This window comes from Dyella japonica A8 (genome assembly GCF_000725385.1).
Lineage (GTDB): Bacteria > Pseudomonadota > Gammaproteobacteria > Xanthomonadales > Rhodanobacteraceae > Dyella > Dyella japonica_C.
Map to the genome: position 1 here is coordinate 4,013,901 of NZ_CP008884.1, position 25,919 is coordinate 4,039,819.

The window sequence follows — 25,919 nt, forward strand, 5'->3', positions numbered from 1 at the left end:
GGCCGCCCTACTCCCAGCCCCCGCCGAGGGCGAGGAAAATCGCCACCTGGTCGCGGTTGATCGTGCGCTGGCTGGCTGCCAGCGCGCCCTCGGCGACCCAGCGGTCACGTTCGGCCGCCAGCAGGGAGAGGCTGTCGATACGCCCGCCCTTGCGCAACTCGTCCATCTGCGCGGCACGAAGCCTGGCGCTGTCACGCGCCGCCACCAGGTCGGTCTGCCGGTCGAGGTCGGCGGCGTAAGTTTCGAGTGAGGTTTCCACTTCTTGCAGCGCAGCGAGCACCGTATCGTCGAACACCGCCAGGCTGGCCCGGCTTTGCGCGTCCGCCTGCGCAATGCGCGCACGCACGGCGTCGCGGTTGAGGTTCCAGCTGATCAGCGGCCCCACGGCGAATCGGTTGGTGTAGCCGGTGGCCGCGTCGACCGCCTTGCCGGTGGAACCCACCGAGATACCGAGCTTGATGTCCGGGTAGAGCGCCGCCGTCGCCACGCCGATGCGCGCGGTAGACGCCGCCAGGCGACGCTCCGCCGCGCGCACGTCGGGGCGCCGCCGGAGCAGGCCCTGTCCGTCGCCCACGGGAATGGGATGATCCAGCACCAAGGGTTGGTTGCAGGCAAGCAGGGCCGGATCGGCTTCAGCCGGCGGGCGGCCGGCCAGCGTCGCCAGGCGGAATGCGGCGTTGCGCTGCACGGCTTTCAGGGCGGGTAGCTGCGCCTGCACCGTTGCCAGTACATCCTGCTGGTGCGTGATCTCCACCGGCGAGGTGCGCCCGTGATCGACCGACACCTGGGTCAATCGCACGTCGTCCTGCGCAACGGCAATCTGCTGCTGCATGAGTGCGATGTCATGCCCGGCGTTGCAGACATCCGCGTAGGCCCGCACGGTTTCGGCCACCACGTGCACGCGCACCAGGTCGCGCGCCGCCACGGCGGCTTCATCGTCCGCGCTGGCCGCTTCCACGCCACGTCGAATGGCGCCGAACAGGTCGAGGTCATAAGCCGCTGAAACGCCCGCGTTGTAGTTTTCGTAGGGCTTCACGCCAACGCGCTTGAGCACGGCCTCCTCGGACGGATGCGTCCACGCGGTCGCCGCATCCACGCTGGCCGAGTAGCGCTGCGAGCGCGCCTCTTCCACCAGCGCCTGGTTGCGTTCCAGCTGGGCCTCGGCGACGCGCAACCCGGTGTTCGCGGCCAGCGTCCTGGCGATCAGGTCGTCGAGCACCGGATCGTGGTAGAGCTCCCACCAGCGCGGTGGCAGCGCATCGACACGGGTGCCGGCGGATGCGGCGACGAAGCGGCCCTGCGCAGCGGGAGCGTTGATCGCGGCTGTGTCCGGCACGTGGTAATCCGGACCGACCGTCGCACAACCGGCCACCAGGGCGCAGGCCAGCAGGCCCACGGCGATGCGATGCGTTACCACGGCAAGAACTCCCGGCGGGGCCCGGGCGACAGCACGTCGATGGTGGCGGTCTGGCCGGGCACGAGGCGGATGCCCTGCGGCACGCTGTCGATCGCCACGCGTACCGGTATGCGCTGCGCCAGCCGCACCCAGGTAAACGCCGGGTTGACGTCCGCCGGCCGGGCGATGTCACCCGCGCGCTCGCGATCCTGGATGGCCGCCGCGATGCTTTCGACATGGCCGCGAAGCGTGCCGGGCACGCCCATCAGGTGAATGGCGACAGCGTCGTTGAGATGGATGCGCTGCAGCTTGGTTTCCTCGAAATAGCCTTCCACGCGCAGCGATGGCGTATTGACCAGCGCCAGCGCCGCCTTGCCCACCGTGAGGTAGATGCCCGGCTGCAAGGTCATGTTGGTTACCTTGCCGCTCACCGGCGCCCTCACCACGGTGCGGTCCAGGTTGAGCTGGGCCAGGTCACGCGCCGCCACGGCCTGCGTCACCGACAGGCGCAGCTGCTCCACCTTCATGCGCCCCTGCTCGATCACTTCGGCGGCGACGACGTTGGACATCGAACGGTTGCGCGCGTCTTCGCGTTCGGCCTGCGCCAGCGCAATGCGCAGGCTGCCCAGGCTGGCCTGCGCCTGCTGCAGCGCCAGCGCGTAGCGCGAGGGGTCGATCACCAGCAGCACCTGGCCCTGCTGCACCGGCTGGTTGTCCTGCACGCATACCTGCGTGATCAGGCCGGCAACGTCCGCCGCCACCGGCACGATGTCGGCGAGCACCTTGCCGTCGCGCGTCACCGGTTCCACCTGATAACGGATCCACAGCGCGCGCACGGCCAGCAACAGGCCAGCGATGGCAAGCGCAGTGAACAGCGCGCGCACGATTTTCATGAACCACGGGTTGGTCACAACTGCATCCCTAGTAAAAGAACATATCGGCGCCCGCCGTCAGGCCCCACCACAGCAGCACGAACAGTGCGATCTCCAGCACGCCACCATGGCCCAGCAGGTTCGACCACGCATAACGCTGCAGCCAGCCGCGCAACAGATGCGCGGACACGCCGGCCAGCACGGCCCACACCAGCGCTGCCGGCACGTACACGCCGAATACGCGCAACTCTTCAAGCATGGCCCGTCATCCTTGGCGGCGGCGCCCCCGGATAGAGGTTGCAGCGCATGCCGACCAGAGCGAGCAACGCCGGGTGATTCGGCTCGGACGCCAGGGTGTCGATGGCCGCGTCGATGTGCGCGAGCAGCGCGCGCGTCGCCGGCAACGGCTCGCCCTTGCGGCTGCGTGCATGGAACAGCGCGCTGATGCCCTCGAGCACCTCGCGCAGCGTGGACTGGGTCGCTTCGGGCAGCCCCGCCATGGCGCGACGGATGGCGATGACATTGCGGCCGATGCGCAGGTCCGCCAATCCGTCGGCTGCATGCAGTGCGTCGTCACCTTCGGCGACCGCCATGCGCGCAGCCACCTGGCCCAGCCGGTCGACCGCCTTGCCGGTCCAATGCACGGGACGAAACGGGCGCGATGGCAGCGCCAGCTGGCTGATCTCCGCCCAGTTCTCGCGCAGCATGCGCCGGGCCGTCCAGCGAACATTGACGGAGCGGAACAGCTTGGCCACCGCAATGGTGGCGATGATGCCGCCCATCTGCGCCAGGCCGACGTTGATAAAGGTGGCGAAGTCGGCCTGGAAGCGCGCAAGGAAACCCAGCGCCACGATCAGGCAGGAAAACATGGGCAAGGCCCGCGCCGACAGCGCGGGCGTGGCCTGCACGTAGCCGATCGCCAGCAAGGCCGGCGCCAGCGTGACGACCAGCATGGCGTAGCCGTCCACGCGCGGCAGCACGGCAAAAAGGTAGAAGGCGGCCAGCGGAAACGTGATGAGCGTGGCGCCCAGATAACGGCCCAGCACGGGAGCCGGATCGTCCTGCGCGGCAAAGGAACAGGTGATCAGCGCCGCGAACGCTGCAGTGGCCGAGCCGGCGGGCCAGGCCAGCAGGATCCATACCGCACAGTAGAGGATGATCGCGGTGGCCGTCGCCACGCCGGCGAGCGCCGCCAGCCCATGGTCGCGCGCCAGCGGAAAGTACTTCTCGCGCTCACCGGCCGCACGCGCTTCGTCCCGCCACGCATCGCCGTCACCCAACCGGTCGACGAGCCGGATGCCTTCCACCTGCGCATCGATGAACTCCGCCACGCGCGTGCACAGGCTGGCCAACAGCAACTCGCTCCACGAGGGCCGCGCGGCCGTGCGCGCGGCCAGGTGCCGGCAACGCGCCGCCAGTCCACTGCCGGTAGCGCACGGCGCCTGCCCCGGCTGGCTGAGCCAGTGGCGTACGTCGTCGACCAGTTGTCCCACCTCGGGTGCCAGCGGTGCCAGCGCGCTGAGCATGTCCAGGCGGTTCGCGGCGGCCGAGGCGAGCGGCAGGATGGTCGACAACTGCTTCTGCAAGGCCAGCACCATGCGCCGCCCGGCATGGGCACGGCGCTGGTCGAACGGCATATGGATGGCCATCATGCCGAGCTCGGCGATGTCGGCGGCCAGCTTGCGGCGATGTTCGTATTCCAGCCGCGTATGGCGTTGGCCGAGCGCATCGCGCGTCCAGCGCGCGGCATCGGCCAGGAAGGCGCGGGCACGCGCATGGATCACCGGCGTCACGCTCCACGGCTGCAGCACGCCATGAACCATGGTGACGCAGACAATCGCCACGGTCATTTCCTCCACGCGCGAGATCGTCGTGGTGAACACGTCCGCCGGATCGTCCAGGTACGGAAAGCTGATCACGGCGGTGCTGAAGGCCGCCATCTGGAACAGGAAGGCACGTGGCGTGCGATCCAGCACCGCCAGGTAGATACACACACCGGTGACCGCCGCCATGCACAGCACCAGCAATTCCGGTGCATGCTGGAAATTGGGAACCAGCACGATGGACAACGTGGCACCGGTGAGGATGCCGCCCAGCCGATAGAGGATCTTGGGACGGAACGCCCCCGCCATCGGCTGGGTCGTCACGTAAACGGTCAGCAGCGCCCACCACGGGCGCGGCAGGCTGGCTTCAAAGGCGATGCCCAGCGTCAGCGCGGCGGCGATGAAGCTGCTCAGGGAAAACAGCAGTTTTTGCGGATCAAGCAGAAACAGGGTGCGCGGCAACGTCGCCGCTCGGGTCGTGGCGGACATCAGTGGCTGGAGGTGATCTGGCGTGGCCGGCCGGGGGAAGCGGGAGCCGGTGGCCGCTTGGCGGTGCGGTATTCTGCCCCAAGCGCCAGCGAATGCTGAGTTCAAAATGTTGCTGGTTGCCAGCAATAAAAATGTGCCGAACCGGCGCGCCTGCTTTCCAGCGTGGCGGCGCGCCCTGCAACCCGCGCCGAAAAGGCCTTAAAATTGGCCCTGCATTGGTCAACATGAAGCCTGTGGGATGGACATCAGCGCCGCGCGCACTTTCCTGGAAATCGTCAAGACGGGCAGTTTCGTCAGCGCCGCCGCCAACCTCAACCTGACGCAGACGGCGGTGAGCGCGCGCATCCGCGTGCTGGAAGAGCAGCTCGACCGCCCGCTGTTCGTGCGCACCAAGACCGGTGCGCGACTGACCGCCGCCGGCGAACAGTTCCTCCGTTTCGCCACCACCATGGTGCAGGTGTGGGAGCGTGCGCGCACGGCAGTTGCCCTGCCACCGGGCCGCCAGATGACGGTGACCGTGGGTGCCGAGCTCAGCCTGTGGGACCCCTTCCTGCGCGACTGGCTGCTGTGGATGCGCCAGGCCTGCCCCGAGTTTGCCGTGAATGCGCAGATCGACGATGCCGAGCGACTGGTGGAGCGCGTGCAACAGGGCCTGCTCGACGCCGCCATCGTGTATGGGGCGCTGCAGATTCCGGGCGTGGTGTCCGAACTGCTGTTCGAAGAGAAACTGGTGATGGTGCGCACCGTGCCGGCGAAGGGGCAGCCGCCACTGACTCCGGAAGACCACGTGCGCGTCGACTGGGGCGATGCGTTCGCCGCCTGCTGCCGTGCCGCCTTTCCCGACCAGCCCGCGCCCATCGTGTCCATCAGCTACGGGCCGCTGGCGCTCGACTACATACTCACCGTGGGCGGCAGCGGCTATTTCCGCCAGGGCTTCGTGCGCCCTTACCTTGATGATGGACGCCTTGAGCTGGTTCCAGGCAGCCCCGAGTTCTCGTACTCCGCGTACGCGGTGCACTCCACCAAGGCCGACAAGGGCGTGATGGAACGGATTCGCACCGGCCTGCGCGCCGTGTCACCCAAGGCCGGACAGGATCGGGCGCGCACGCCCGCCACAAAGCGCGCGACAAAGCCCAAAGGCGGCCGCGCGAAGCCGTGACGCGTCACGCCCTCCGCATGGGTTCCGGCGAGCGAAGGCCAGACAGAAACGGCGGTGATCCGTTGGCACGGATGCACCGCCGCCTCGCCTGCCGCAGCAGGTTCGATCAACGCAACTGCTGGATACGGATCATGTTGCCCGCCGGGTCGCGGACGGCGCAGTCGCGCACGCCGTAAGGCTGGTCGGTCGGCTCCTGCACGATATCGGCATCGCTGGCCTGCAGCTGTTCGAAGGCCCTGGCCAGATCGTGCGTAGCCAGCAACACGATGCCAAAGGTGCCCTTGGCCATCATCTCGGCAATGGTGCGGCGCTCGTCATCGGTGATGCCCGGGCTGGCCTCCGGCGGATAGAGCACGATATTGGTCGCCGGCTGCCCCTTGGGGCCCACGGTGATCCAGCGCTTGCCACCATAGCCGACGTCATTGCGCACCTCGAAGCCGAGGGTGTCGCGATAAAAGGTCAGCGCGGCGTCAGGGTCGTTCTGCGGGAGGAAACTCGAATGAATCTGGATGTCCATGGCGTTCTCTCTCTGTGGGTGGTGAAGTCCATGGCGATCAGTCTAGTTCTGGCTCTCCGACCGGCGCTTCTCGATTCCTGACCGGTCGCGTCACCTGCCTGGCCACGCACGACGGCATGCCCACGGTGGCGTTCGCCTGTTCCCGCCGGTAGGCGCTGGGCGACATGCCGACCAGTTCGGTGAAGCGGGTGCTGAAGGTACCCAGCGACGAGCACCCTACTTCGAAGCAGACATCGGTGACGCTGAGCTCGCCTTGCCGCAACAAGGCCATCGCGCGCTCGATGCGCCGCGTCATCAGGTAGGAGTACGGCGACTCGCCGTAGGCCAGGCGAAACTGGCGGCTCAGATGCCCCGCCGACATGTGCACGGCCCGGGCCAGCGACTCGACGTCCAGCGGACGCGCGTACTCCCGGTCCATCCGGTCGCGGACGCGGCGCAGCCGTGCAAGATCGCGCAGGGTCTGCGCCTCGGTGGGTTTGCTGGCCATCGCCCGATGCTGTCACGACGCGAAGACAGGCTCAAGTCACCATCGTCCGGCTTGCGGCCCCGTGCGGAAGTGCTGGCAGAATGCGCCGCCCACCCACCCGCAGGCGAGACCGTTCCATGGACAGCCACGTTGCCCCTGTTCCGCTCGACAAGGCCTACCGGCTGATCAACCACGGCCCCACCGTGCTGGTGTCGGCACGCCACGACGGCATGGACAACGTGATGGCCGCGGCGTGGTCCTGCGCGCTGGATTTCGACCCGCCCAAGCTCACGGTGATCCTGGACAAGACGACCCGGACGCGCGAACTGATCGAAAAAACCGGCCGCTTCGTGATCCAGGTGCCCACCGTGGCGCAACTGCAGCTCACCTATGCCGTCGGCAATCTCGGTCGTACCCAGGTGCCGGACAAACTGCAGCGCGCCGGCGTGCAGTGGTTCGCCATGGACGGCCATGACCTGCCCTTCGTCGCCGGCTGTTCCGCATGGCTTGCGTGCCGGCTCATCGCCGAGCCGCACAACCAGGAAACCTACGATCTGTTCGTCGGCGACGTCGTGGGCGCATGGGCCGACACACGCGCGTTCGCCCACGGCCACTGGGGTTTCGAGCACGCCGCCCCTGAATGGCGCAGCCTGCACTACATCGCGGGCGGCCAGTTCTATGCGATTGGCGAATCGCTCAAGGCTGAGCCGCTTGAGTGATGCGGTTCGCGCGAAGCGCTCAGCCGGCGTCGCTCCAGCCGAAATCGGAATACGGCATGCCGTTCAACGCGCAGGCAATGCCCTGCGCCGTATAGGGGATCACCTCGTCCGGTAAGCGGGCCGCTTCGTACCAGCCAAGATGGTCGTGCTTGTTGGCTTCCATCAGCCTGGGTTCGCCGCTCCATGCATCCGCACGGAAGAACGCGCCGAGCCATTCGGCATCGGAGTCGCCAGAGCGGCAGTGCATCAGGTGCGCCAGGCGCAATGCCTGTGGCTCAACCACCACACCCGTTTCCTCGTTGAGTTCGCGTGCGGCAGCGGCGGCCAGTGGCTCGCCGCCGTCGTGCGAGCCGGCGGGCAGGCTCAGATAGCCGTCCTTCCATCCGGTGTTGCGACGTCGCAGAAGCAATACCCGGCCCTCGTCGTGAAGGATGACGAAAACACTGCTGGTCAAGGGAAAGCGCTGCCTGGACATCGGGTTCCTTCCTTGGTTTTTGCGGAGTGTTTCAATCGTCGCCGGTGGCGTAAAACGCCTCGTGATAACTCACGCTGGCCACGGGCACCCGCTCGTCGAAAGCAAGGATCTGGAAATACTCCGGCGGAACATCCGGCAACACCATCGACGGATGCGCCCTGAAACCGAAACGTCCGTAATAGGCAGGGTCACCCAATACCACGCAACCGGCGGCCCCTTCCCGCCGCAGCGTTTCCAGCGCCTGGCGGATGATGCGCGAACCGATGCCTTCATGCTGGCGCTGCGGCAGCACTGAGACCGGGCCCAATCCAAGCCAGCCGGCGCTGCCATCGGACAACACGACGGGGGAGATGGCTGCGTGGCCCACGATGACACCGTCATCCTCGGCCACCAGCGACAAGGTGAGTTGCCCCGCCCTGCGCAGCCCATCATTGATGAATGGTTCGGTGCCCGAGCTATGCGCGGCCCCGTGGAATGCCGCCGCGGTCAACGCGTGAATGGCGGCGACGTCCGCCGGTGTCTCCGGTCGAATCAGCATGGATGGGATGTCCCGATGGGCTAGTCGTGCTCCGGCCACAGGATCGCCTGCGCCACGACCACGTGTTCGCCGTTGAAGGTCGCCGCGGGCGAACCGTACAAGCTGTAGCCCAATGCCAGCGCATCGGAAACGCGCTGGCAGAAGCTCGCGTCGTCTTTGCCGGTCAGCAGGCGATAGCGCGGGAGACCATCGGGAGGTGAACCGGGCATGGGGACTCCTTGGCGATGGCCGCAGGTGAAGGAACGCCGCCCACTGTACGACCACCGGCACGAATGGTCGACCGCGCCACCCTGTGCCCTGCCCCATAAAAAAGCCGGAGCACCTTGCGGGGCTCCGGCAACATGCAGCGGGAGGGTCTTGCGAGGAGATCAGAACTGCTGGTTGTACTGCACGTAGAAGTAGCGGCCCAGGTCCATGGTCGGGTCGACCGAGCCCGACGAGTTGTAGCCCAGCACGTAGGCGTTGATGGAATTGGGCGGATGCTTGTCGAACATGTTGCGCATGCCCACCGCGACCTGGCCCTTCCACGGCAACTGGTAGCGCACCTGCGCGTCGTTGAACACCACGGCGCCCATGCGGTTGGCACCCGTGCCGTAGCCCCAGTTCACGCTGGTGTAGTTGGGCATGTTGCAGTGGGTGGTGGCATCCCAGCACTGGTCGAGGTACGAGCCGAAGTAACGGATGCCCCAGGTGGCGCCCCAGTTGCCCTGCGTCCAGTCCAGGCCCAGGTTGGCGCGCCAGTGCTGGTAGCCGTACTGGCCGGCGTAGTTGATGGTCGGCGCGTCGTTGGTGCTGGCCTGCTTCCAGTCATCGAGGTAGTTCACGTTCATGTTGAACACGAACTTGCCGAACGAGAACGCCGGCAGGCGATAGTTCACGCCCAGGTTGTAGCCGGTGGTTTCGATCCAGCCCAGGTTGGCGTTGCCGCGATGCAGGTTCACCACCTGGCCGTTGGCGTCACGCTGGAACGCGGAGCAGAACTCCTGCACCGAATACTGGTAGCACTGGTCCAGCACGTAGTTGGCATCGATCGCCTGGATCTCGTTGGTGATCTTGATGTCGTAGTAGTCCAGCGTCATGTCCAGACCGTCCACGTAGTGCGGGCTGTACACCAGGCCCAGCGTACGGGTCGTGCTGTGTTCCGGCTGCAGGTAAGCGTTGCCGGCGCCGGTGACGAACGGCGTGGTGCTCTGCTGGTTCTGGCCCTTCACCGGGTTGCCGGCGGTATCCGTCTGGCGGAAGTTCGGAGACAGGCCGGCGGCCTTGCAGTTGGCGGCCACGGTGGCATTGCTGAGCGAGCCGTACTGCGCATCGCAGGGGTCGGTGTACTGGTCGAAGGTCTGCGAACCGCCGCCGAACAGGTCACCCAGCGTCGGCGCGCGGAAGCCCTTGGCAAAGGTGCCACGCACCAGCAGGTCGTCGAACGGCGACCAGGTGAAGCTGTACTTGTTGTTGGTGGTGCTGCCGAAGTTGCTGTAGTGCGAGTAGCGGCTGGCCACGTCCAGCGCGAGCGACTTGGCGCCTGGCAGATCCTTCAGCAGCGGCGCGTTGAGCTCGATGTAGGCCTCGTTGGTGGTGTAGGAACCCGTGGTCGGGCCGGCGGCGAGGTCCGTGGTGTAGCCGGCACTGGCCAGCTCGTCCGGCGTGTCGTAGCCGCTGTTGTCGCGATGCTCGATGCCCGCCGCAAAGCTGAAGGTGCCGCCCGGCAGTTCGAACAGGCCGCCGGTGATGTTGGCGGTGAAGTCCTTGGTGATGCTCTGCGCGGTGGACTGCTCGCGCGCCATGATGTAGTTCAGCGCGTCCCTGGTTGACGCGCTCGGGCCGCCCAGGATGTTGAACGGCACGCACTGGCTCAAAGCGATCGGGTTGGCGGCCGTGCCGCACTGCACGACGCCCTGGCTGTTGAGGAACGAGGGGCCCAACGCCTGCTTGAGATTGAGCAGGTTGATGTTGCCCGTGCCCGAGATGTCCACGTCGTACTTGTTGTAAGCGAAACCGGCGTCCCAGTTCCACGGATGGTCGAGGAAGTCGAAGTTGCCTTCAAAACCAGCATCGAAATGCAGCGACTTGGCGCTTTCGCTGGTCACGCGCGGCAGTTCGGTGATGCGGCGGGCAAACGACAGGTCGGTGCCCGGCACCGGGTTGTAGTAGCTCTGGCCGCTCACGTACACCGGAAAGTCAGGCTGGCTGGTGCTGGTAAGCGGATAGCCGGCGACCTGCGTCGACGAGTTGCGCTCGGCATACATGCCGGTCGCCTTGAAGGTCACTTTGTCGGTGAGGTTGTAGCTGCCTTCGGTGAAGATGGACTTCAGCTCGGTCGGCAGCTGCTCCATCATCTGGTTGGTGGCGTTGAAGTAATCGTTGTCCTCCACGCCGACGTGGTAGTTGTTGATGTCGCGCGAGTCGGCACCGGTGCCGATATGGTTCGGATCGCCGGTGTGGTTGAGCACATACTTGTCACCGTTGTAGGTGAAGCGGCCCCACGGCCCCGTGCCGCTGTAGCCTGCCGACTGGTCGAAGTCACCGTAGGTGTAGCGGGTGAAGTCACGCGACTTCGCCCACACCGGATCGGTCTTGTTGTAGGTGGCGGCAAACACCAGCGAGGACTTGTCGGTGGTGGAGCCCACGGTGAACGAGTACGCCTGCTGGCGGCCGTCGCCGCCCTGGTTCTGGCCCACCGAGCCGCTCACGGAGGCACCGTTGACGCGATCCTTGAGGATGATGTTCACCACGCCGGCCACGGCGTCGGAACCGTAGATCGACGAGGCACCGTCCTTGAGGATCTCGATGCGGTCGATCAGGGTGGCGGGGATGGTGGACACGTCGGTGTAGCCGTTGAGGCTGGTCATCCAGCGCTTGCCGTTCACCAGGACCAGCGTGCGGTTCTCGCCGAGGTTGTACAGGTTGACGTACTGGCCGCCTTCCTCGGTGTTGCTGGTGAGCACGGCCGCCTTGCTGAAGGTCGGCTGGCCGGTGATGGTCAGGTTCTGCAGGATGTCGCCGACGTTGGTCAGGCCGGTCTTCTGGATGTCAGCCTGCGACAGGGTGATCACCGGCTGCGCGGTTTCCACGTCCACGCTGCGGATGCGCGAACCGGTGACGGTGATGGTTTCCAGCTTCTTGGCGGAATCCGGGTTCGCCTGGGCGTCGCCGGCATCCTGCGCAAAGACCGAGCCCGCGACGGCGAACGCGCCCATCGCAAGGCCAAGACGAACGGCCACAGACAGCTTGCTGTTTTGGTAGTGCTTCACGTTTTTGCTCCCCTAACGACGTGATCGACTGAACGGAATGAGAGCCAGGCGTCGCCCTGGCTTTTTTTGAGCGCAAGAGTCCCCGCGGCACCGTCCTTCCGGACAGTTCCGTAACCCTATGAATCAAGCAGGAAATTGCGGACTCCCCCTGCCACCCTTCACCGAACTTAGACGGGCTCGTCGCAGAAAGTCAACGATTTTTGTAAGTCTCGTGTAAGTTTCAATGGCAACAAAGACTTACACGAGACTGACAAATGCCCCACAGGGCAATCAGGTCATTCCTGCAACTTCAGTTTCATGAAAGCTATAAGCAAGTCACACGCAAGAATTTACGCCAAAAGTGGCGACTCCTACCCCTGCCCCTCACCCCGCGTGGCGGCAAGGATGATCACCGCATTATCATGTGATGCACATTGAGTGCGAGCGCCGCCATGACGATCGAAAGCCGCACAGCCCGACTGACCATCCTGATCGACCCGCGCAAGAAGGCGGTGTTCGAGCGGCTGTGCGCCGCCGAAGACACGACGCCCTCCCAGGTGGTCCGCCGCCTGATCCGTGAGTACATCGAGCAGACGACGGGCCGGCCATGGCACGCCGAGGACGAAGCCATGCAGGAAGCGGTTGAGGACACGCCGGCGGGGACGGGTCATGCGGGCAAGCGGTGACGCCATCGCCGGTAACGACCGTGCGTCTGGACGTCCTCGCGCTCCACGGCCACATCACTCATCAGTTACAGACAGAAACCTGGAGCACACCCATGACGACGCATGACATTCCCGCCTGCCCGGTTTGCGGCATGGAAAACACCTATCCGGACAACGACCACTTCATCTGTCCCGATTGCGCGCACGAATGGCCGCAGGTTGCCGCGCAGGCCGAGGAAGCCGACATGGTCGTGCGCGATGTCAACGGCAACGTGCTCAACAGCGGCGACTCGGTGGTGGTGATCAAGGACCTGAAGGTGAAAGGTTCTTCCATTCCGCTCAAGCAGGGCACCGTGATCCGCGGCATCCGCCTGGTGGACGGTGATGCGGAGCACATCGAAGGCAACTCCGACAAGATCAAGGGCCTGGTGCTCAAGGTCTGCTTCTTGAAGAAGGCCTGATCGCCCCGGGCAAGCCGGCCCGACATGCGTTGCAGCGATGGCCAGCCGGCAAGCCAACGCCGGTCGCTTCCGGCACCGCCTGGGCGCCTGAAAGCTTCTCTACTTTCAGGCGTCTAGCCTGCCGTAACGATCGAGCCGGGCTGCCAACCGGGGGCGGATCGGCCTGGGGAATGAGGGGACTGTCACAAATTCCTACCCGGCTTTTGTACACAAATGTCACGACTCCGTGGACAATGTCCCGGCCCATCAGTCCGGAGGGGGAGCCGGAACCATGACTCATAGCGCTGCCGCGGCTCGCCCCGTGGCCCAACTGCTTGTTGTCACGCGCAGCCTTGTGGAGCTGACGGACCGCGCCGTGTCCGACACCGAACTGTCCCACGCCGCCGCCGATGTACTGATGTTTGCAGCACGCCAGGCCGCACGGCTGGTGGAAGACGTGGTGAGCCTGCGCTCGCGCGAACCCGAAGATGCCACGGCCTTTGTGCAGTGCTCCAGCAGTGCCGATCTGGATCGCGCCTACAGCGACCTGGAGTGCTTGGCCGAAGCGGCCAGCATGATCCGCGCCTACGGTATCGGCACGCAGTACCGCGCCCATCTGGCTTACCTGATGCGTTATGCGGCGGAATCCGCCTGCCAGGCACTGGAGCGCGCGGAGCGCTCGATGAACCTCGCCGATCTCACCACGTTGACGCACTCGTGGGTGATGGACGCGCGCGCCTGAGGTGTTTCGCGGCGCGTCTTTCTGATCACGGCTTGCCGGATGCTTCCTCCGCCGGCACTCGCTGCAACGGCCCCACCTGCACGTGACCGATCCAGCCGTCGAACACATTGACGGCGGCGGCATCCACCATCTTCATCACCTGCTGCACCGGCGGACAGCTGGCGGGATCGACCGCCGGCCGCGACGGATCGCTCATGCCCGCCATGCAGTATTTCGCGCCGCGGTTGCTCAGGCGATTGAGCATGGCCATGCCGTCCTCGTAACGGCGCTGCGCACGCGGCGCGGCGGTGGCGTCGCCGTAGACCGAACGCATCGTCGCCAGCAACTGTTCGGCGGCCTTGCGCTCGTCGTCGGAAGCGTTCTTCCAGGCCTCGTCGCGGTCGCCCTGGAAACGTGAATGGGGACGCTCCGCCGCCAGTGCGAACCACGCCAACGCCAGTGGCCGATTCACCGGCTGGTGATCGCCGTTGAGCGCCATCACGGCCAGCACGTATTGCGCCGGCTTGCTTGCCCAGCCGGCCGCGGTCTTGAAGAAACGCTGCGCGCTGCCATACCGGCCCAGCCCATACGTCTGCGTGCCCAGGCAATAGAAGTAGTCGCCCGGCAGGAATTTCTCTTCGCCGGAAACGCAACGCGTGTTGGCAAGGTCGGCATCGGAGGGCACCGCATCCGCGTCCGGTGCATCGCTGGCCGTTTGTGCCGCTGCGTACGGTGCGATGCACGCCATGCCCATGGCAAGCGCCATGGTGCTGAGCCATTTCTGCCATCCCTGACTGGCCATGCCTTTTTCCTTCCGTTGGTCGCGCCTGTGGTCAGCGCATCCTAACGTTGCCGGGTCACGAATGGATGACGGAACGGCAAAGCATGTTCTTTCGGCAAAGGCGTTATGCAGCGCCCCGTCGAGTGATGACGGGTACGTGTTCCTAGGCACGTACCCGCACACCAACACGACGAAGCGCGCGCATTGTGTCGACGGCAGACGAACGCTTCTTTGCGTCCAATCGCAAATTCACAAGATCAGTCAGGGTGCCCCTGTCCGACGTGACGAAGCGCTCACCGAAAGTGCCACCAGCACCACGGCGAGCACGGCGTAGGCACCGGCGAATTGCCACGCGAGCGGACGCGACGCCTCGCCGAGTTGCCACGGCAGATAGATGCCGCCGCTCAACTCCACCGAGTGGATCACGCCAAACACACTCAGGGCCGCGCCCAACAGCAGGATCAGCGCGGCACGCAGCGCCTTGCCGTCGATCATCGCCACCACGAAGCTGGCCCACACCATCGAGGTGATGATGAAACCGTTGCCCAGCGCGTTGATGATGGCCAGCTCGGAAAAGCCGTGCGCGCGATCGCCGATCAGCGCAGCGACATGGTCGGGCGACACATATGTGGGATCGGTCAGCTTGATCGCCACCATCCGTGCGACCGCAGGAAAGAAGCTGAAGACCACCGCCGGTGCGTAACGCATGGGCGTCGCCTCGAACGCCTGCACCGTGATGCCGATGGCAACGAACACCAGGATGGGCGCCAGCACCGACAAGGGGATCAGCTCCACCAGGTTGGACAGGTAGCCAAACACGCCACCCAGGCCCACGAACAAGCCGGTGAGCAAGGTGTAACCGGTACCCGCGCCCATCGCCTTGTACGAAGGCTGGCCGATGTAGGGCGTGGTCTGCGCCACGCCGCCACAGAAGCCGGCCACCAGCGTGGCCAATGCTTCTACCAGCAGGATGTCGCGCGTGCGGTATTCATCGCCGGCGGCACGCGCGCTTTCGGTCACGTTGATGCCGCCCACCACCATCAGCAGGCCGAACGGCAGGATCAGCGGCAGGTACGGCACGGCGGAACCCAGGCCGGCCATCCACTCCAGCGTCGGCAGCGGCAAGGCGAAGCGCCACGTCCATGGCTTGGGCGCCTCATAACCGCTGCCCAGCCAGCCCATCGGCCCCAGCCCGTAATAAAGCAAGGCACCGATCACGAAGGCGACCAGCACGCCCGGCAGGTTCCACGGCATGCGCGCACGCGCCACCAGCGCGTAAAGCACGACGCCCAGCCCGGCGAAACCCACCAGGGGCTGCTTGAGGATTTCCACCAGCGGCAGGAAGCCCATCAACACCAGCGCGATGCCGGCGATGGAACCCAGCAGGCCGGCGCGTGGTACATGCCGCTGCACCATGCCGCCGAAGAACGACAGCACCACCTTCAGCACGCCCATGATCACCAGGGCAGCCATGCCGAGCCGCCAGGTGGCCATGCCTGCCGCCTGCGCATCGAGCCCCGCTTGCTTGAACTGAAGGAACGCCGGCCCCAGCACCAGGAAGGCCATGCCGATGCTGGTGGGCGCGTCCAGTCCCAGCGGCATCGCGGTGACATCCGCGCGCCCGCTCCGGCGCGCGAGCCGCCGCGCCATCACCGTATAGGCCAGGTTGCCCAGTAACACGCCGAAGGTGGTGCCGGGCACCATGCGCAGGAACACGATGTCGGCGGGAAAGCCGAAGATGCCGATCAGCGCGGTGGCGAGAAACGCCAGCACCGACAGGTTATCCACCACCAGCCCGAGAAACCCGTTGAGGTCGCCCGGCGAGATCCAGCGCTCACGTACCGTCGTGCTCATCTCAGAACGACACCTCGGCCGGTTGGGTCACGCGTAACACGGACTGGTCGCCGGTGCGCTGCTTCCATGCCGCGCGGATGGCTTCCACCTTGTCGCGGTTGGCCGGCGTGTCAGCGTAGTCGATCACCAGCATCTTCGACCGCAGGCGCTCGGGCGTCGCTTGCCCCTTGCCCTGCCACTGGCCGTAGACATCCAGCACGCTCAGGCCGTCGGGGAAGCGCGGCGTCACCTCGGCATCGAGAAAGGCGCGCCAGCCCTGTTCGCCCATGCCGTGCGCAGCGTCGCCCGCGGGGCCCAGACCGAAATAGAGCCGCGTCTCGACCCAACCGGCGGCCTGGGCAGGATGCGCCGCATCGCCATGCAACCGGGATGACGGCGTGCCAGCCGTCGTGGCGCAGCCGGCCAGCAGGGCCACAGCCAGTGCAACGGCCGCGGGTCGGGTATAGGTCATGCGTGAACCCTTCTTGGCATTTGGCCATCCATATGCGGAAGGCCATGAAGCCGGAGTATGGGCGCCATGGGTTGCGCGACGCAACAAACGCCGGCACTGCATTCTCGCGATCTGCGACGCCTCTGTGTGAGGATGCGCGACATCCACCGTCCACTCGGCGAGAATGTGCCCATGAGCGCCACCGCCCCCTGCCCCACGTGAGCCACACCCTCGACCTGCCACTGGATAACCCGATCCAGCCCGGCCTGATGGTCATCCATGGCAATCGCATGGAGGATCTGCGCGACCTGCTGACCGCATGGCTGGCGCGTGCACCGCTGCGTCCGCTGGAAGACGAGCTGATGCTGGTGCAGAGCAACGGCATCGCGCAGTGGCTGAAGTGGGCGCTGGCGCGGCCCGCGGGTGACGGCGGCGGGCTGGGCATCAGCGCGGCCATCGACGTGCAATTGCCCGGCCGCTTCCTGTGGGCGGCCTATCGCAGCGTGCTTGGCCGCGAGGCGGTGCCGACCACGTCGCCGTTCGACAAGTCACGCCTGAGCTGGCGATTGCTGCGGCTGCTGCCCGCGCACCTGCATGAAGCCGATTTCGCGCCGCTGAGCGATTTCCTCCGCGACGACCCGGACGAGCGCAAGCGCTTCCAGCTCGCCGAACGCGTGGCCGACCTGTTCGACCAGTACCAGGTGTATCGCGCCGACTGGCTTGCCGACTGGGAGCAAGGCCGCTACGTGCTGCGCGACGAACTGCGCGGCGAGCCCCGGCCGCTGCCGGTGGACCAGCGCTGGCAGGCACGTCTGTGGCAACTGCTGCTGGACGACGTCGGCGCGGAACGGCACAACCATCGCGCCGCCGTGCACCAGGCCTTCCTCGAATGCATCGCGACCATGCAGGCACGCCCCGCCGCGCTGCCCCGCCGCATCGTGGTGTTCGGCATATCATCGCTGCCGCAGCAGACGCTGGAAGCGCTCACGGCGCTGTCGCGCTTCAGCCAGGTGTTGCTGCTGGTGGCCAACCCGTGCCGGCACTACTGGGCCGACATCATCGAAGATCGCGAGCTGCTCAAGGCCAGCCAGCGCCGCCACGGCAACAAGCCCGGCCTGCCCGCCGAGCCGCGCTATGAGGACCTTCACCTGCACGCCAATCCGTTGCTGGCGGCGTGGGGCCGGCAGGGGCGCGACTACATCCGCCTGCTCGATGCCTTCGACAAGCCCGATGGCTATCGCCGGCAGTTCGCCGCGTGGAACCGCAGCATCGACTTGTTCGCCGATACCGATGGCAGCACGCTGCTGCGGCAGATCCAGCAGGCCATCCTGGACCTTGAGCCGCTGCCCGCCAACGCCGCGCAACGCAAGCCGTGGCATGACGGCGACACCTCGCTGCGCTTCCACATCGCGCACAGTCCGCAGCGCGAGGTGGAGGTGCTGCACGACCAGCTGCTGGCGATGTTCGAGGACGCCGCGAGGCGCGGCGAACCGCTGTCACCGCGCGACGTGATCGTGATGGTGCCGGATATCCAGACCTATGCGCCGCATGTGCAGGCCGTGTTTGGCCGCCTGCCGCCGGACGATCCGCGCCACCTGCCCTTCTCTGTGGCCGACCAGCCTTCGCGCGGTGCCGTGCCCCTGATGGTGGCGCTGGAGCACCTGCTCTCCTTGCCCGAATCCCGCTTCGCGGTGAGCGACCTGCTCGACCTGCTCGACGTACCCGCGCTGCGCGCGCGCTTCGGCATCGACGACAACGGCCTGCCCACGCTGCGGCGCTGGATCGAGGGTGCCGGCATCCGCTGGGGCCTGGACCGCGAGCAGAAACAAAGCCTGGAGCTGCCCGGCATCGAACAGAACACCTGGCGCTTTGGCCTGCGCCGCATGCTGCTGGGCTACGCCGTGGGCGAGGGCGACACCTGGCACGGCATTGCGCCGTATGGCGAAGTGGGCGGACTGGATGCCGCGATGGTGGGTCCGCTGATCCTGTTGATGGACGCGCTGGAACAGGCGTGGGCACGCATGCGCGAGCCCACCACGCCGGAGCAGTGGCACCAGCGCCTGCAACAATTGCTGATCGACTTCTTCGACGCGGACGATCCGTCCGACAGCGACCGCCTCGCGCGCCTCAACGACGCGCTCGACGCGTGGCGGCAAGCCTGTGAGGAAGCCGGCTTCACCCTGCCGCTGCCACTCAACATCGTGCGCGAACACTGGCTCTCTTCCATGGACGAAAGCCGCCTGTCGCAACGCTTCATGGGTGGCGCGGTGAGTTTCTGCACGCTGATGCCGATGCGCGCCATTCCCTTCCGCGTGGTCTGCCTGCTGGGCATGAACGATGGCGACTATCCGCGGCGACAGGCACCGGCCGACTTCGACCTGATGGCCCAGCCGGGCCACGCGCGTCCCGGCGACCGCTCCCGCCGTGAGGACGACCGCTATCTGTTCCTGGAGGCGCTGGCCTCCGCGCGTGACGCGCTTTACGTGAGCTGGGTCGGCCGCAACGTGCGCGACAACAGCGTGCTGCCGCCCTCGGTGCTGGTGGGCCAGTTGCGCGACTACGTGGCCGGTGGCTGGCATCGCCAGGACGACGACCCCACCGGAATCCGTGCCGGCGAGCACGTGCTGGATGCCATGACCACGGTGCATCCACTGCAGGCCTTCAGCCGGCGCTACTTCAGCGCGGATGGCGACGCACGCCTGTTCACCTACGCGCGAGAGTGGCGCCAGGCGCATAACGAGCACGACGAAGCCGCCATGAACGCGCCACTGGCGCCGTGGGAACCGGAATCCGCCGTGAGCATCGGCCTGCTGCAAAGTTTCGTGGCCAGGCCGGTGCGCCACTTCTTCAACCATCGCCTGAAGGTGCACTTCGGCGAACTGGACGAAGAAACCATGGACGACGAACCGTTCGGCCTCAATGCACTGGAACGTCATATCGCCACCGCCAGCGTGCTGCGCGCCGCGGTAACGGCGCCCGATGCGCGGGATGCCGTGGATACTGCCACGCGACAGCTGGTCGACCAGGGCGCGCTTCCGCCCGGTGGCTTCGGCGAACTGGCGCGCGATGCACTGGCGCGCGAAAGCGGCGACCTTGCGGCCCGCTGGCTGGCCGCCTGCGAGCGTTGGCCGCTGGTCGAGGAAAAAATTGAAGTGCTGCACGAAGCCCACGGCGTTCGTGTGGAGGACTGGCTGACCGATCTGCGCCGCGGCGATGAAACGCCCTATGTGCGCCTCGAGCTCGCAACCGGCAAGCTGCTGCAGAAGAACGACATCCGCCACGACAAGGCGATCAACGCGTGGGTGGTCCACGTGGTGGCGCATGCCCTGGGCCTGCGCATGCAGACGCACATCATCGGCGTGGATACCACGCTGCTGCTGCGCCCACTGGACCTCGACGACGCCACCATGTGCCTGAACGCCCTGCTCGCCTGCCTGCGCGAAGGCATGCGCATGCCGCTACCTATCGCGCGCAAGACCGCATTTGCCTGGCTGTTGAACATCAGCGATCCCGAAAAGGCCCGCAAACAAGCGCTGCTTGCCTACGAAGGCAGCGGCTACGGCGGCATGGGCGAGGTACAGGAAGACGCCTACCTCGCCCGCGCATGGCCGCGCTTCGACATGCTGGAGGCCGGTGGCTTCCATCACTGGCTCGCGCTTTACCAACCGATGCTGCCGGCTATCACCCGCGGAGCAGGCGCATGAACGCGACGGCACCGCTCCAGCCGCTCAAGCTTCCGCTGCATGGCATCCAGCTGATCGAGGCCAGCGCCGGCACCGGCAAGACCTGGACCATCGCTGCGCTCTACCTGCGCCTGGTGCTGGGCCACGGTGCGCCGGAAGGCAAGGCCCTGCTGCCGTCGCAGATCCTGGTGCTCACCTTTACCAAGGCCGCCACCGCCGAGCTGCGCGAGCGCATCCGCGAACGACTGGGCGAAGCGGCGGACGTGTTCCGCGGCCGTCGCGAGCCGGATGACTACCTGCGCGACTTGATGGCCGTCTATCCCGACGACGACGCCCGCGCGCGGGCGGCGCGACAGCTGGATCTGGCCGCGCAATGGATGGACGAGTCGGCCATCCACACCATCCACGCCTGGTGCCAGCGCATGCTGGGCCAGCATGCGTTCGACAGCGGCCATCCGTTCGTGCAGGACACCGATACGGACGAAAGCGCGCTGCTCGCCGATACCGTGCGCGACTACTGGCGCTGCCACTTCTTCCCGCTGAACCGCGACGGCGCGGCGCTGGTATCGCGCTGGTGGAAAACACCGGCCGACCTGCAGGCGGACCTGCGCCCGCTGCTGAAGCAGCCGCCGGAAAGCCTGCGCCTGGACGGGCGCTCCCTGCCCGATGCCGAACGGGTGCTGGGCGAATTCCGCCAGCACGTGGGTGCTGCCACCGCGGCGGAAGATCAGGCGCGAAGCCGCTGGCTCGCCGATGTCGATGCCATCGAGACCCTGTTCGCGCAGGCGCTGGATGCCGGCGCGCTCAACGGCACCAAGATGCGAAGGGAGAAGGTGCAGGACGAACTGGCCGTACTCCGCGCCTGGGCCGCCACCGGCGCCGATGCCTCCGCCGCCCTGCCCCGCTATACGCGCTCCGCGCTGGCGGCGGCGAAGAACAAGAGCGCGCAAGCCCTGCAACACCCGGCCTTCGACGCCATCGAAGCCTGCGTGGAAGCGCAGGGCATCGTCGCGCCATGGCGTGCACCCGTGCTGGCGCACGCCACGCGCTGGGTGGCGGCAAAGCTCGAGGAAACCAAGCAGCGTCGCTCGCAGCTGGGCTTCGACGACATGCTCAAGCGCCTCGATGGCGCGCTGCACGGGCATACCGGCAAACGCCTGGCCGAGACCATCGCCCTCCAGTATCCGATGGCGCTGATCGACGAGTTCCAGGATACCGACCCGCTGCAGTGGCGTATCTTCCATCGCGTGTACGGACGCCGTGACACAACGGGCCTGCTGCTGATCGGCGATCCCAAGCAGGCGATCTACGGCTTCCGCGGCGCGGACATCCACACGTATCTGCGGGCACGCGGCAGCGCGCAGCAGCCGATGTGGACGCTGGGCACCAACTACCGTTCCACCACGCCGCTGGTGGAGGCAGTGAATCGCGTATTCGAATTCGCCGACACGCATGACGACGGCGCCTTCGCCTTCGGCCGCGGCAAGGATGCACTGCCATTCCACGCCGTTGCCGCCCGTGGCCGCGGCGACCGGCTGGAGCTGGACGGGCAACCGCTGCCACCGATGCAGTTCGCGCTACAGCAAGGCGACGACGCACTCAGCACGGCCGCCTATACCGACGTGATGGCGCGGCATGCCGCCGCCTACCTGGTGGAACTGCTCACGGCGGCGCAGGAAGGACGCTGCGGTTTCCGTGGCGCCGACGGTGCGCTGCGGCCGTTGCAGCCGGGCGATATCGCCATCCTCGTGCGTCGCGGCGCCGAGGCATCGAAGGTGCGCGAGGAAATGCAGCGGCGTGGACTCAAGAGCGTGTACCTCTCCGATCGCGACTCGGTCTATGCCTCGCCCGAAGCCGCCGACCTGCTGCGCTGGCTGCGCGCCTGCGCCGAACCGGGCTCGGACCGCACCATGCGCGCCGCGCTCGCTACGCCGACACTGGGCCAGAGCGATGCAGAGCTGGACCAGCTCAACCTTGACGAGCACCACTGGGAGGCCTGCGGTGACCGCTTCCGCCAATTGCACGCCACCTGGCAGCGTCACGGCGTGCTCGCCATGCTGCACGACCTGCTGCATGCCTTCGACCTGCCGGCGCGGTTGCTCGCACGCCCGGACGGCGAGCGTGCGCTGACCAACCTGCTGCACCTCGCCGAGCTGTTGCAGCATGCCGCCGCCACGCTGGATGGCGAGCACGCGCTGATCCGCCATCTCGCCGCGCAGATGGCCGCCGCCGGCGACCCGCAATCGGACACGGCCGACGAACAGATCGTGCGCCTCGAAAGTGAGGCGAAGCTGATCAAGGTGGTGACCATCCACAAATCCAAGGGCCTGGAATATCCGCTGGTGCTGCTGCCCTTTATCTGCTCCGCGCGCGAGCTGAAGGCGGATGACAGCTTCACCTGGCACGACGACGACGGCGAGCTGCGCATGGACCTGCGCGCGAGCGACGCCGCGCTCGCGCAGGCAGATCGCGAACGCCTGCAGGAAGACCTGCGCCTGCTCTATGTCGCCCTGACCCGCGCGCAATACGCGTGCTGGCTGGGCGTGGCCTGCACACGCGCCGGGCAAGGCAAGGCAGCGACCCTGCACAAATCGGCGTTTGGTTATGTGCTGTCCGGCGGCACGAAGATCGAGCCCGCGGACCTCATGCCAAGACTGGAAGCCTTGCGCGGCGATGAACCCGGCATGGCACTCCACACACTGGACGCACCGGCCGTGCACAGGCTGCCCACCGCACAGACCGATGCCACGCCGCTGTGGGAAGCACGTATCTATCAAGGCCCCGCCGCCGAACGCTGGCGCGTGTCCAGCTATAGCGGTCTGAAGTACGCCGACGTGGAGGAAGCACGCGTGCCCGCGCCGGAGACGGCAGCACAGGACACGCTGATCGAAGCGAGCGCCGAGCAGCCTGCCCTGCCGGGCAGTGGTGCGGCGGCGCAAGGCATCCACGCGTTCCACGCCGGTGCGGAAGCCGGCACCTTCCTGCACGACCTGCTGGAGTGGGCCGCCGACGAGGGCTTCGCCCAGACGGCGGACGACATGCCGGCGCTGGAAAAGGAAGTCGCCCGTCGCTGCCAGCGGCGCGGCTGGCAAGCGCACATCACCCTGCTCACGGCATGGATGGGCCAATTGTTGCGCATGCCGCTCGCGCTGCCCGATGGCGCGCGCGCCTCGCTGGCGCAGATGTCCAGCCACTACGCCGAACTGGAGTTCTGGTTCGAAGCGAACCAGGTCGATACGCTGGCGCTGGACCGGCTGGTGACGGCGCATACGCTGGACGCGCGGCCACGCCTGCCGCTGCTGGCCGAGCGCATCAACGGTTTGCTCAAGGGCTTCATCGACCTGGTGGTGGAGCAACAGGGTCGCTATTACGTGATCGACTACAAGTCCAACAAGCTGGGCAACGATGCCGGGGCGTACACGGCCGAGGCGATGCGCGACTCCATCCTGCGCGAACGCTACGACCTGCAGTACGCGCTGTACACACTGGCCCTGCACCGCCAGTTGCGCGCCCGCCTGCCGGGTTACGACTACGAGCGCCATATGGGCGGCGTGGCCTACCTGTATCTGCGCGGCGTGGACGATGCAGGCCATGGCGTGCACGTCGAACGCCTGCCGAAGGCTCTTGTCGAAACGATGGATCGCCTGTTTGCCCATGGGGAGCGCGCCCGTGTCGCCTGACGCATGGTTCGCCGCCATGGAACAAACCATCGAGCGAGGCTGGCTACGCCCGCTCGATATCGCCTTCGCGCGCTTCCTCGATGCACAGGATGCGGATGCACCGCCGGCCCTGCCCCTGCTCGGCGCACTGGTGAGCCGCCAGCAGGCGGACGGCCATCTTTGCCTGGATCTGTCCTCGTGGGAGTCGCTGGCCGATGACGGTGGCTGGCCGTCCCACTGGCGAACGCTGCTGGCCGAAGCGGCCGCCACGCCGGCGTCGCTGCTTTCGTCCGCCCTGATTGGGGACGCGGGCGACGCCACGCGTGCGGCCTCGCCGCTGGTGCTGGACGGCACGCGCCTGTACCTGCGCCGCTACTGGAATCACGAGCAGCGCGTGGCACAGGCGATCGGCCAACGGCTTGCCCGCGTGCCCCCGCCTTCGCCTTTGCTGCCCGCACAATTGGCGCGCCTGTTTCCCACCGCTCCCGGCCAGGGCCCCGATTGGCAGCGCGTTGCGTGTGCGATTGCCGCGCGCGGCGCCTTCACCGTGATCACGGGCGGCCCCGGCACCGGCAAGACCACCACCGTCGTGCGCCTGCTCGGCCTGCTGCAGACGCTGCATCGCAAGGACACCGCGCGCTCCCTGCGCATCCGCCTGGCTGCTCCCACGGGCAAGGCGGCCGCGCGATTGCAGTCGTCCATCAGCATGCAGGTGGCCCAGCTCGACGTGGATGACGACGTGCGCGCCAGCATTCCCAGCCAGGTGGACACGCTGCACCGCCTGCTCGGCGCGCGGCCGGATACCCGGCGCTTCCGCCACGACAGCAGCCATCCCCTGCATCTGGACGTGCTGGTCATCGACGAAGCGTCCATGATCGACCTGGAGATGATGTCCGCCGTGCTCGCCGCGCTGCCGGACGACGCACGCCTGATCCTGCTTGGCGACAAGGACCAGCTTTCCTCGGTGGAAGCCGGCGCGGTGCTTGGTGACCTGTGCCGCCGTGCGGAAGCCGGTCACTACAGCACCGCAACCGCAACGTGGCTGCACGACACCACCGGTGACCGCATCGATGCCTGGGTGCGCGACGACGCGCGCCCGCTCGACCAGCACGTCGCCATGCTGCGCCACAGCCACCGCTTCGGCGCCGACAGCGGCATCGGCACGCTCGCACAGCACGTCAATCGTGGCGATGCCACACAGGTGCTCGCCTTGTTGGCCGGACACCACGCCGATATCGCGTGGGTCGATGCCACGGCAGAGGCACGCACGCTGGCCGAGCTGGTGGTGGATGGCGGCTCCGCGCACTTCCAGTCGCACCCGGGCGCCGCGCAGCCGCAAGGCTATCGCCACTACCTCCAGTGGTTGCAGCGCGAGCGTCCGGCGGCAGGTGCAGACGCGGCGGCATACGACGCCTGGGCGCGTGGCGTGCTGCGCGCTTTCGGCAGTTTCCAGCTGCTGTGCGCGCTGCGGCAAGGGCCGTACGGCGCGGAAGGCCTGAACCGGCAGATCGCCGGCATTCTCCATCAGGCACAGCTGATCGATACCACGCACGAGTGGTACGAAGGCCGCCCCGTGCTGGTGACGCGCAACGATTACAGCCTCGGCCTGATGAACGGCGACGTCGGCATTGCGCTGCGCGTCCCGGACGAACTCGGGCGGATGCACCTGCGCGTGGCGTTCGAAGTAGCCGGCGACGCCGGCAGCAATACCACGCGCATCCGCTTCGTGCTGCCCTCGCGCCTGGGCGAGCGGGAAACCGTGTATGCCATGACGGTGCACAAATCGCAGGGCTCGGAGTTCGACCACGCGGCCCTCGTGCTGCCGTCGGACGCCAGTGCCGTACTGACGCGTGAACTGCTCTATACCGGCATCACGCGTGCACGCCGGTGGTTCAGCCTGCTGGCGCCTGCGGCGATGGTGCGGCAGGCGGTGGAGCTGCCGGTACACCGCCACTCCGGACTGCACCAGCGCTGGTCGCCGGAAGATGCGCAGCCCGTGTAA

Annotated in this window: 21 protein-coding genes; 8 read left to right on the plus strand and 13 right to left on the minus strand. The window is 66.8% G+C overall.

What is annotated here, in order from left to right; all coding sequences use genetic code 11:
- Positions 1-7: 7 nt before the first annotated feature.
- Genes HY57_RS16895 through HY57_RS16910 form a run of 4 tightly spaced genes read right to left on the minus strand, consistent with a single transcriptional unit; the run spans position 8 to position 4,580 of the window.
- Entirely contained in the window at positions 8-1,417 is a 1,410-nt protein-coding gene (locus HY57_RS16895) for an efflux transporter outer membrane subunit (RefSeq protein ID WP_019466879.1), read from the minus strand.
- On the minus strand, positions 1,411-2,307 hold the full coding sequence (locus HY57_RS16900; protein ID WP_019466880.1) for a biotin/lipoyl-binding protein: 897 nt from the start codon (positions 2,305-2,307) through the stop codon (positions 1,411-1,413). Before HY57_RS16900 ends, HY57_RS16895 begins: the two co-directional genes overlap by 7 nt.
- Before the next feature lie 10 nt (positions 2,308-2,317).
- Positions 2,318-2,527, minus strand: coding sequence for a DUF1656 domain-containing protein (locus HY57_RS16905; RefSeq protein WP_019466881.1), 210 nt, complete (start codon positions 2,525-2,527; stop codon positions 2,318-2,320).
- Positions 2,520-4,580, minus strand: a complete 2,061-nt coding sequence (locus tag HY57_RS16910; RefSeq protein WP_050997975.1) for an FUSC family protein — start codon at positions 4,578-4,580, stop codon at positions 2,520-2,522. Before HY57_RS16910 ends, HY57_RS16905 begins: the two co-directional genes overlap by 8 nt.
- Before the next feature lie 238 nt (positions 4,581-4,818).
- Here HY57_RS16910 and HY57_RS16915 point away from each other — a divergent pair, with 238 nt between their 5' ends.
- Complete coding sequence (locus HY57_RS16915; RefSeq protein WP_019466883.1) at positions 4,819-5,739, plus strand: LysR family transcriptional regulator; 921 nt, start codon at positions 4,819-4,821, stop codon at positions 5,737-5,739.
- Positions 5,740-5,845: 106 nt separating this feature from the next.
- Here HY57_RS16915 and HY57_RS16920 read toward each other — a convergent pair whose 3' ends face one another.
- Together HY57_RS16920 and HY57_RS16925 are read right to left on the minus strand one after the other, a co-directional pair.
- Positions 5,846-6,256 carry a VOC family protein gene (locus HY57_RS16920; protein WP_019466884.1) on the minus strand — a complete coding sequence of 137 codons (411 nt, stop codon included), beginning with the start codon at positions 6,254-6,256 and terminating at the stop codon, positions 5,846-5,848.
- Between the two features lie 37 nt (positions 6,257-6,293).
- Positions 6,294-6,743, minus strand: coding sequence for a helix-turn-helix transcriptional regulator (locus HY57_RS16925; RefSeq protein ID WP_019466885.1), 450 nt, complete (start codon positions 6,741-6,743; stop codon positions 6,294-6,296).
- A gap of 116 nt (positions 6,744-6,859) precedes the next feature.
- Here HY57_RS16925 and HY57_RS16930 point away from each other — a divergent pair, with 116 nt between their 5' ends.
- Complete coding sequence (locus HY57_RS16930) at positions 6,860-7,441, plus strand: flavin reductase family protein (protein WP_019466886.1); 582 nt, start codon at positions 6,860-6,862, stop codon at positions 7,439-7,441.
- 19 nt (positions 7,442-7,460) lie between these two features.
- On the opposite strand, the gene HY57_RS16935 is transcribed toward HY57_RS16930, so the two are convergent.
- The 4 genes from HY57_RS16935 to HY57_RS16950 all read right to left on the minus strand — a co-directional run bounded on the left by HY57_RS16935 (position 7,461) and on the right by HY57_RS16950 (position 11,651).
- Positions 7,461-7,916: an NUDIX hydrolase gene (locus HY57_RS16935; RefSeq protein WP_019466887.1), complete on the minus strand. Its 456-nt coding sequence runs from the start codon at positions 7,914-7,916 to the stop codon at positions 7,461-7,463.
- A 31-nt stretch (positions 7,917-7,947) separates the two neighbouring features.
- Positions 7,948-8,454 (minus strand): GNAT family N-acetyltransferase, encoded by a 507-nt coding sequence (locus HY57_RS16940; protein WP_019466888.1) that lies wholly within the window; start codon positions 8,452-8,454, stop codon positions 7,948-7,950.
- A gap of 20 nt (positions 8,455-8,474) precedes the next feature.
- Positions 8,475-8,663, minus strand: coding sequence for a DUF1737 domain-containing protein (locus tag HY57_RS16945; protein ID WP_019466889.1), 189 nt, complete (start codon positions 8,661-8,663; stop codon positions 8,475-8,477).
- A 159-nt stretch (positions 8,664-8,822) separates the two neighbouring features.
- On the minus strand, positions 8,823-11,651 hold the full coding sequence (locus HY57_RS16950) for a TonB-dependent receptor plug domain-containing protein (protein WP_050997977.1): 2,829 nt from the start codon (positions 11,649-11,651) through the stop codon (positions 8,823-8,825).
- A gap of 485 nt (positions 11,652-12,136) precedes the next feature.
- On the opposite strand from HY57_RS16950, the gene HY57_RS20975 reads away from it, so the two are divergent.
- The 3 genes from HY57_RS20975 to HY57_RS16965 all read left to right on the plus strand — a co-directional run bounded on the left by HY57_RS20975 (position 12,137) and on the right by HY57_RS16965 (position 13,531).
- Entirely contained in the window at positions 12,137-12,370 is a 234-nt protein-coding gene (locus HY57_RS20975) for a ribbon-helix-helix protein, CopG family (protein WP_019466891.1), read from the plus strand.
- Between the two features lie 92 nt (positions 12,371-12,462).
- The gene (locus HY57_RS16960; RefSeq protein WP_019466892.1) at positions 12,463-12,810 is read left to right on the plus strand and encodes a zinc ribbon domain-containing protein YjdM; all 348 of its coding nucleotides are present in this window, start codon (positions 12,463-12,465) and stop codon (positions 12,808-12,810) included.
- 271 nt (positions 12,811-13,081) lie between these two features.
- Positions 13,082-13,531 (plus strand): hypothetical protein, encoded by a 450-nt coding sequence (locus HY57_RS16965; protein WP_144240852.1) that lies wholly within the window; start codon positions 13,082-13,084, stop codon positions 13,529-13,531.
- Positions 13,532-13,556: 25 nt separating this feature from the next.
- Here the strand turns inward: HY57_RS16965 and HY57_RS16970 are convergent, their stop codons facing one another.
- The 3 genes from HY57_RS16970 to HY57_RS16980 form a co-directional block, all read right to left on the minus strand.
- Positions 13,557-14,312 (minus strand): hypothetical protein, encoded by a 756-nt coding sequence (locus tag HY57_RS16970; protein ID WP_019466894.1) that lies wholly within the window; start codon positions 14,310-14,312, stop codon positions 13,557-13,559.
- A 240-nt stretch (positions 14,313-14,552) separates the two neighbouring features.
- Positions 14,553-16,145: a hypothetical protein gene (locus tag HY57_RS16975; protein WP_019466895.1), complete on the minus strand. Its 1,593-nt coding sequence runs from the start codon at positions 16,143-16,145 to the stop codon at positions 14,553-14,555.
- A gap of 1 nt (position 16,146) precedes the next feature.
- On the minus strand, positions 16,147-16,596 hold the full coding sequence (locus HY57_RS16980; RefSeq protein ID WP_019466896.1) for a DUF3574 domain-containing protein: 450 nt from the start codon (positions 16,594-16,596) through the stop codon (positions 16,147-16,149).
- 197 nt (positions 16,597-16,793) lie between these two features.
- Here HY57_RS16980 and recC point away from each other — a divergent pair, with 197 nt between their 5' ends.
- Genes recC through recD form a run of 3 tightly spaced genes read left to right on the plus strand, consistent with a single transcriptional unit; the run spans position 16,794 to position 25,919 of the window.
- Positions 16,794-20,279 carry an exodeoxyribonuclease V subunit gamma gene (gene recC, locus HY57_RS16985; protein ID WP_019466897.1) on the plus strand — a complete coding sequence of 1,162 codons (3,486 nt, stop codon included), beginning with the start codon at positions 16,794-16,796 and terminating at the stop codon, positions 20,277-20,279.
- The gene (gene recB, locus HY57_RS16990) at positions 20,276-23,938 is read left to right on the plus strand and encodes an exodeoxyribonuclease V subunit beta (RefSeq protein ID WP_019466898.1); all 3,663 of its coding nucleotides are present in this window, start codon (positions 20,276-20,278) and stop codon (positions 23,936-23,938) included. The genes recC and recB overlap by 4 nt, the downstream gene beginning before the upstream one ends.
- On the plus strand, positions 23,928-25,919 hold the full coding sequence (recD, locus tag HY57_RS16995; protein ID WP_026034208.1) for an exodeoxyribonuclease V subunit alpha: 1,992 nt from the start codon (positions 23,928-23,930) through the stop codon (positions 25,917-25,919). The genes recB and recD overlap by 11 nt, the downstream gene beginning before the upstream one ends.

Bases quoted from the DNA above. Each gene is read 5' to 3' on its own strand.
- HY57_RS16905 (WP_019466881.1), bottom strand. From the start codon at position 2,527: ATGCTTGAAGAGTTGCGCGTATTCGGCGTGTACGTGCCGGCAGCGCTG.
- HY57_RS16910 (WP_050997975.1), bottom strand. From the start codon at position 4,580: ATGTCCGCCACGACCCGAGCGGCGACGTTGCCGCGCACCCTGTTTCTG.
- HY57_RS16915 (WP_019466883.1), top strand. From the start codon at position 4,819: ATGGACATCAGCGCCGCGCGCACTTTCCTGGAAATCGTCAAGACGGGC.
- HY57_RS16920 (WP_019466884.1), bottom strand. From the start codon at position 6,256: ATGGACATCCAGATTCATTCGAGTTTCCTCCCGCAGAACGACCCTGAC.
- HY57_RS16925 (WP_019466885.1), bottom strand. From the start codon at position 6,743: ATGGCCAGCAAACCCACCGAGGCGCAGACCCTGCGCGATCTTGCACGG.
- HY57_RS16930 (WP_019466886.1), top strand. From the start codon at position 6,860: ATGGACAGCCACGTTGCCCCTGTTCCGCTCGACAAGGCCTACCGGCTG.
- HY57_RS16935 (WP_019466887.1), bottom strand. From the start codon at position 7,916: ATGTCCAGGCAGCGCTTTCCCTTGACCAGCAGTGTTTTCGTCATCCTT.
- HY57_RS16940 (WP_019466888.1), bottom strand. From the start codon at position 8,454: ATGCTGATTCGACCGGAGACACCGGCGGACGTCGCCGCCATTCACGCG.
- HY57_RS16945 (WP_019466889.1), bottom strand. From the start codon at position 8,663: ATGCCCGGTTCACCTCCCGATGGTCTCCCGCGCTATCGCCTGCTGACC.
- HY57_RS16950 (WP_050997977.1), bottom strand. From the start codon at position 11,651: ATGGGCGCGTTCGCCGTCGCGGGCTCGGTCTTTGCGCAGGATGCCGGC.
- HY57_RS20975 (WP_019466891.1), top strand. From the start codon at position 12,137: ATGACGATCGAAAGCCGCACAGCCCGACTGACCATCCTGATCGACCCG.
- HY57_RS16960 (WP_019466892.1), top strand. From the start codon at position 12,463: ATGACGACGCATGACATTCCCGCCTGCCCGGTTTGCGGCATGGAAAAC.
- HY57_RS16965 (WP_144240852.1), top strand. From the start codon at position 13,082: ATGACTCATAGCGCTGCCGCGGCTCGCCCCGTGGCCCAACTGCTTGTT.
- HY57_RS16970 (WP_019466894.1), bottom strand. From the start codon at position 14,312: ATGGCCAGTCAGGGATGGCAGAAATGGCTCAGCACCATGGCGCTTGCC.
- HY57_RS16975 (WP_019466895.1), bottom strand. From the start codon at position 16,145: ATGAGCACGACGGTACGTGAGCGCTGGATCTCGCCGGGCGACCTCAAC.
- HY57_RS16980 (WP_019466896.1), bottom strand. From the start codon at position 16,596: ATGACCTATACCCGACCCGCGGCCGTTGCACTGGCTGTGGCCCTGCTG.
- recB (WP_019466898.1), top strand. From the start codon at position 20,276: ATGAACGCGACGGCACCGCTCCAGCCGCTCAAGCTTCCGCTGCATGGC.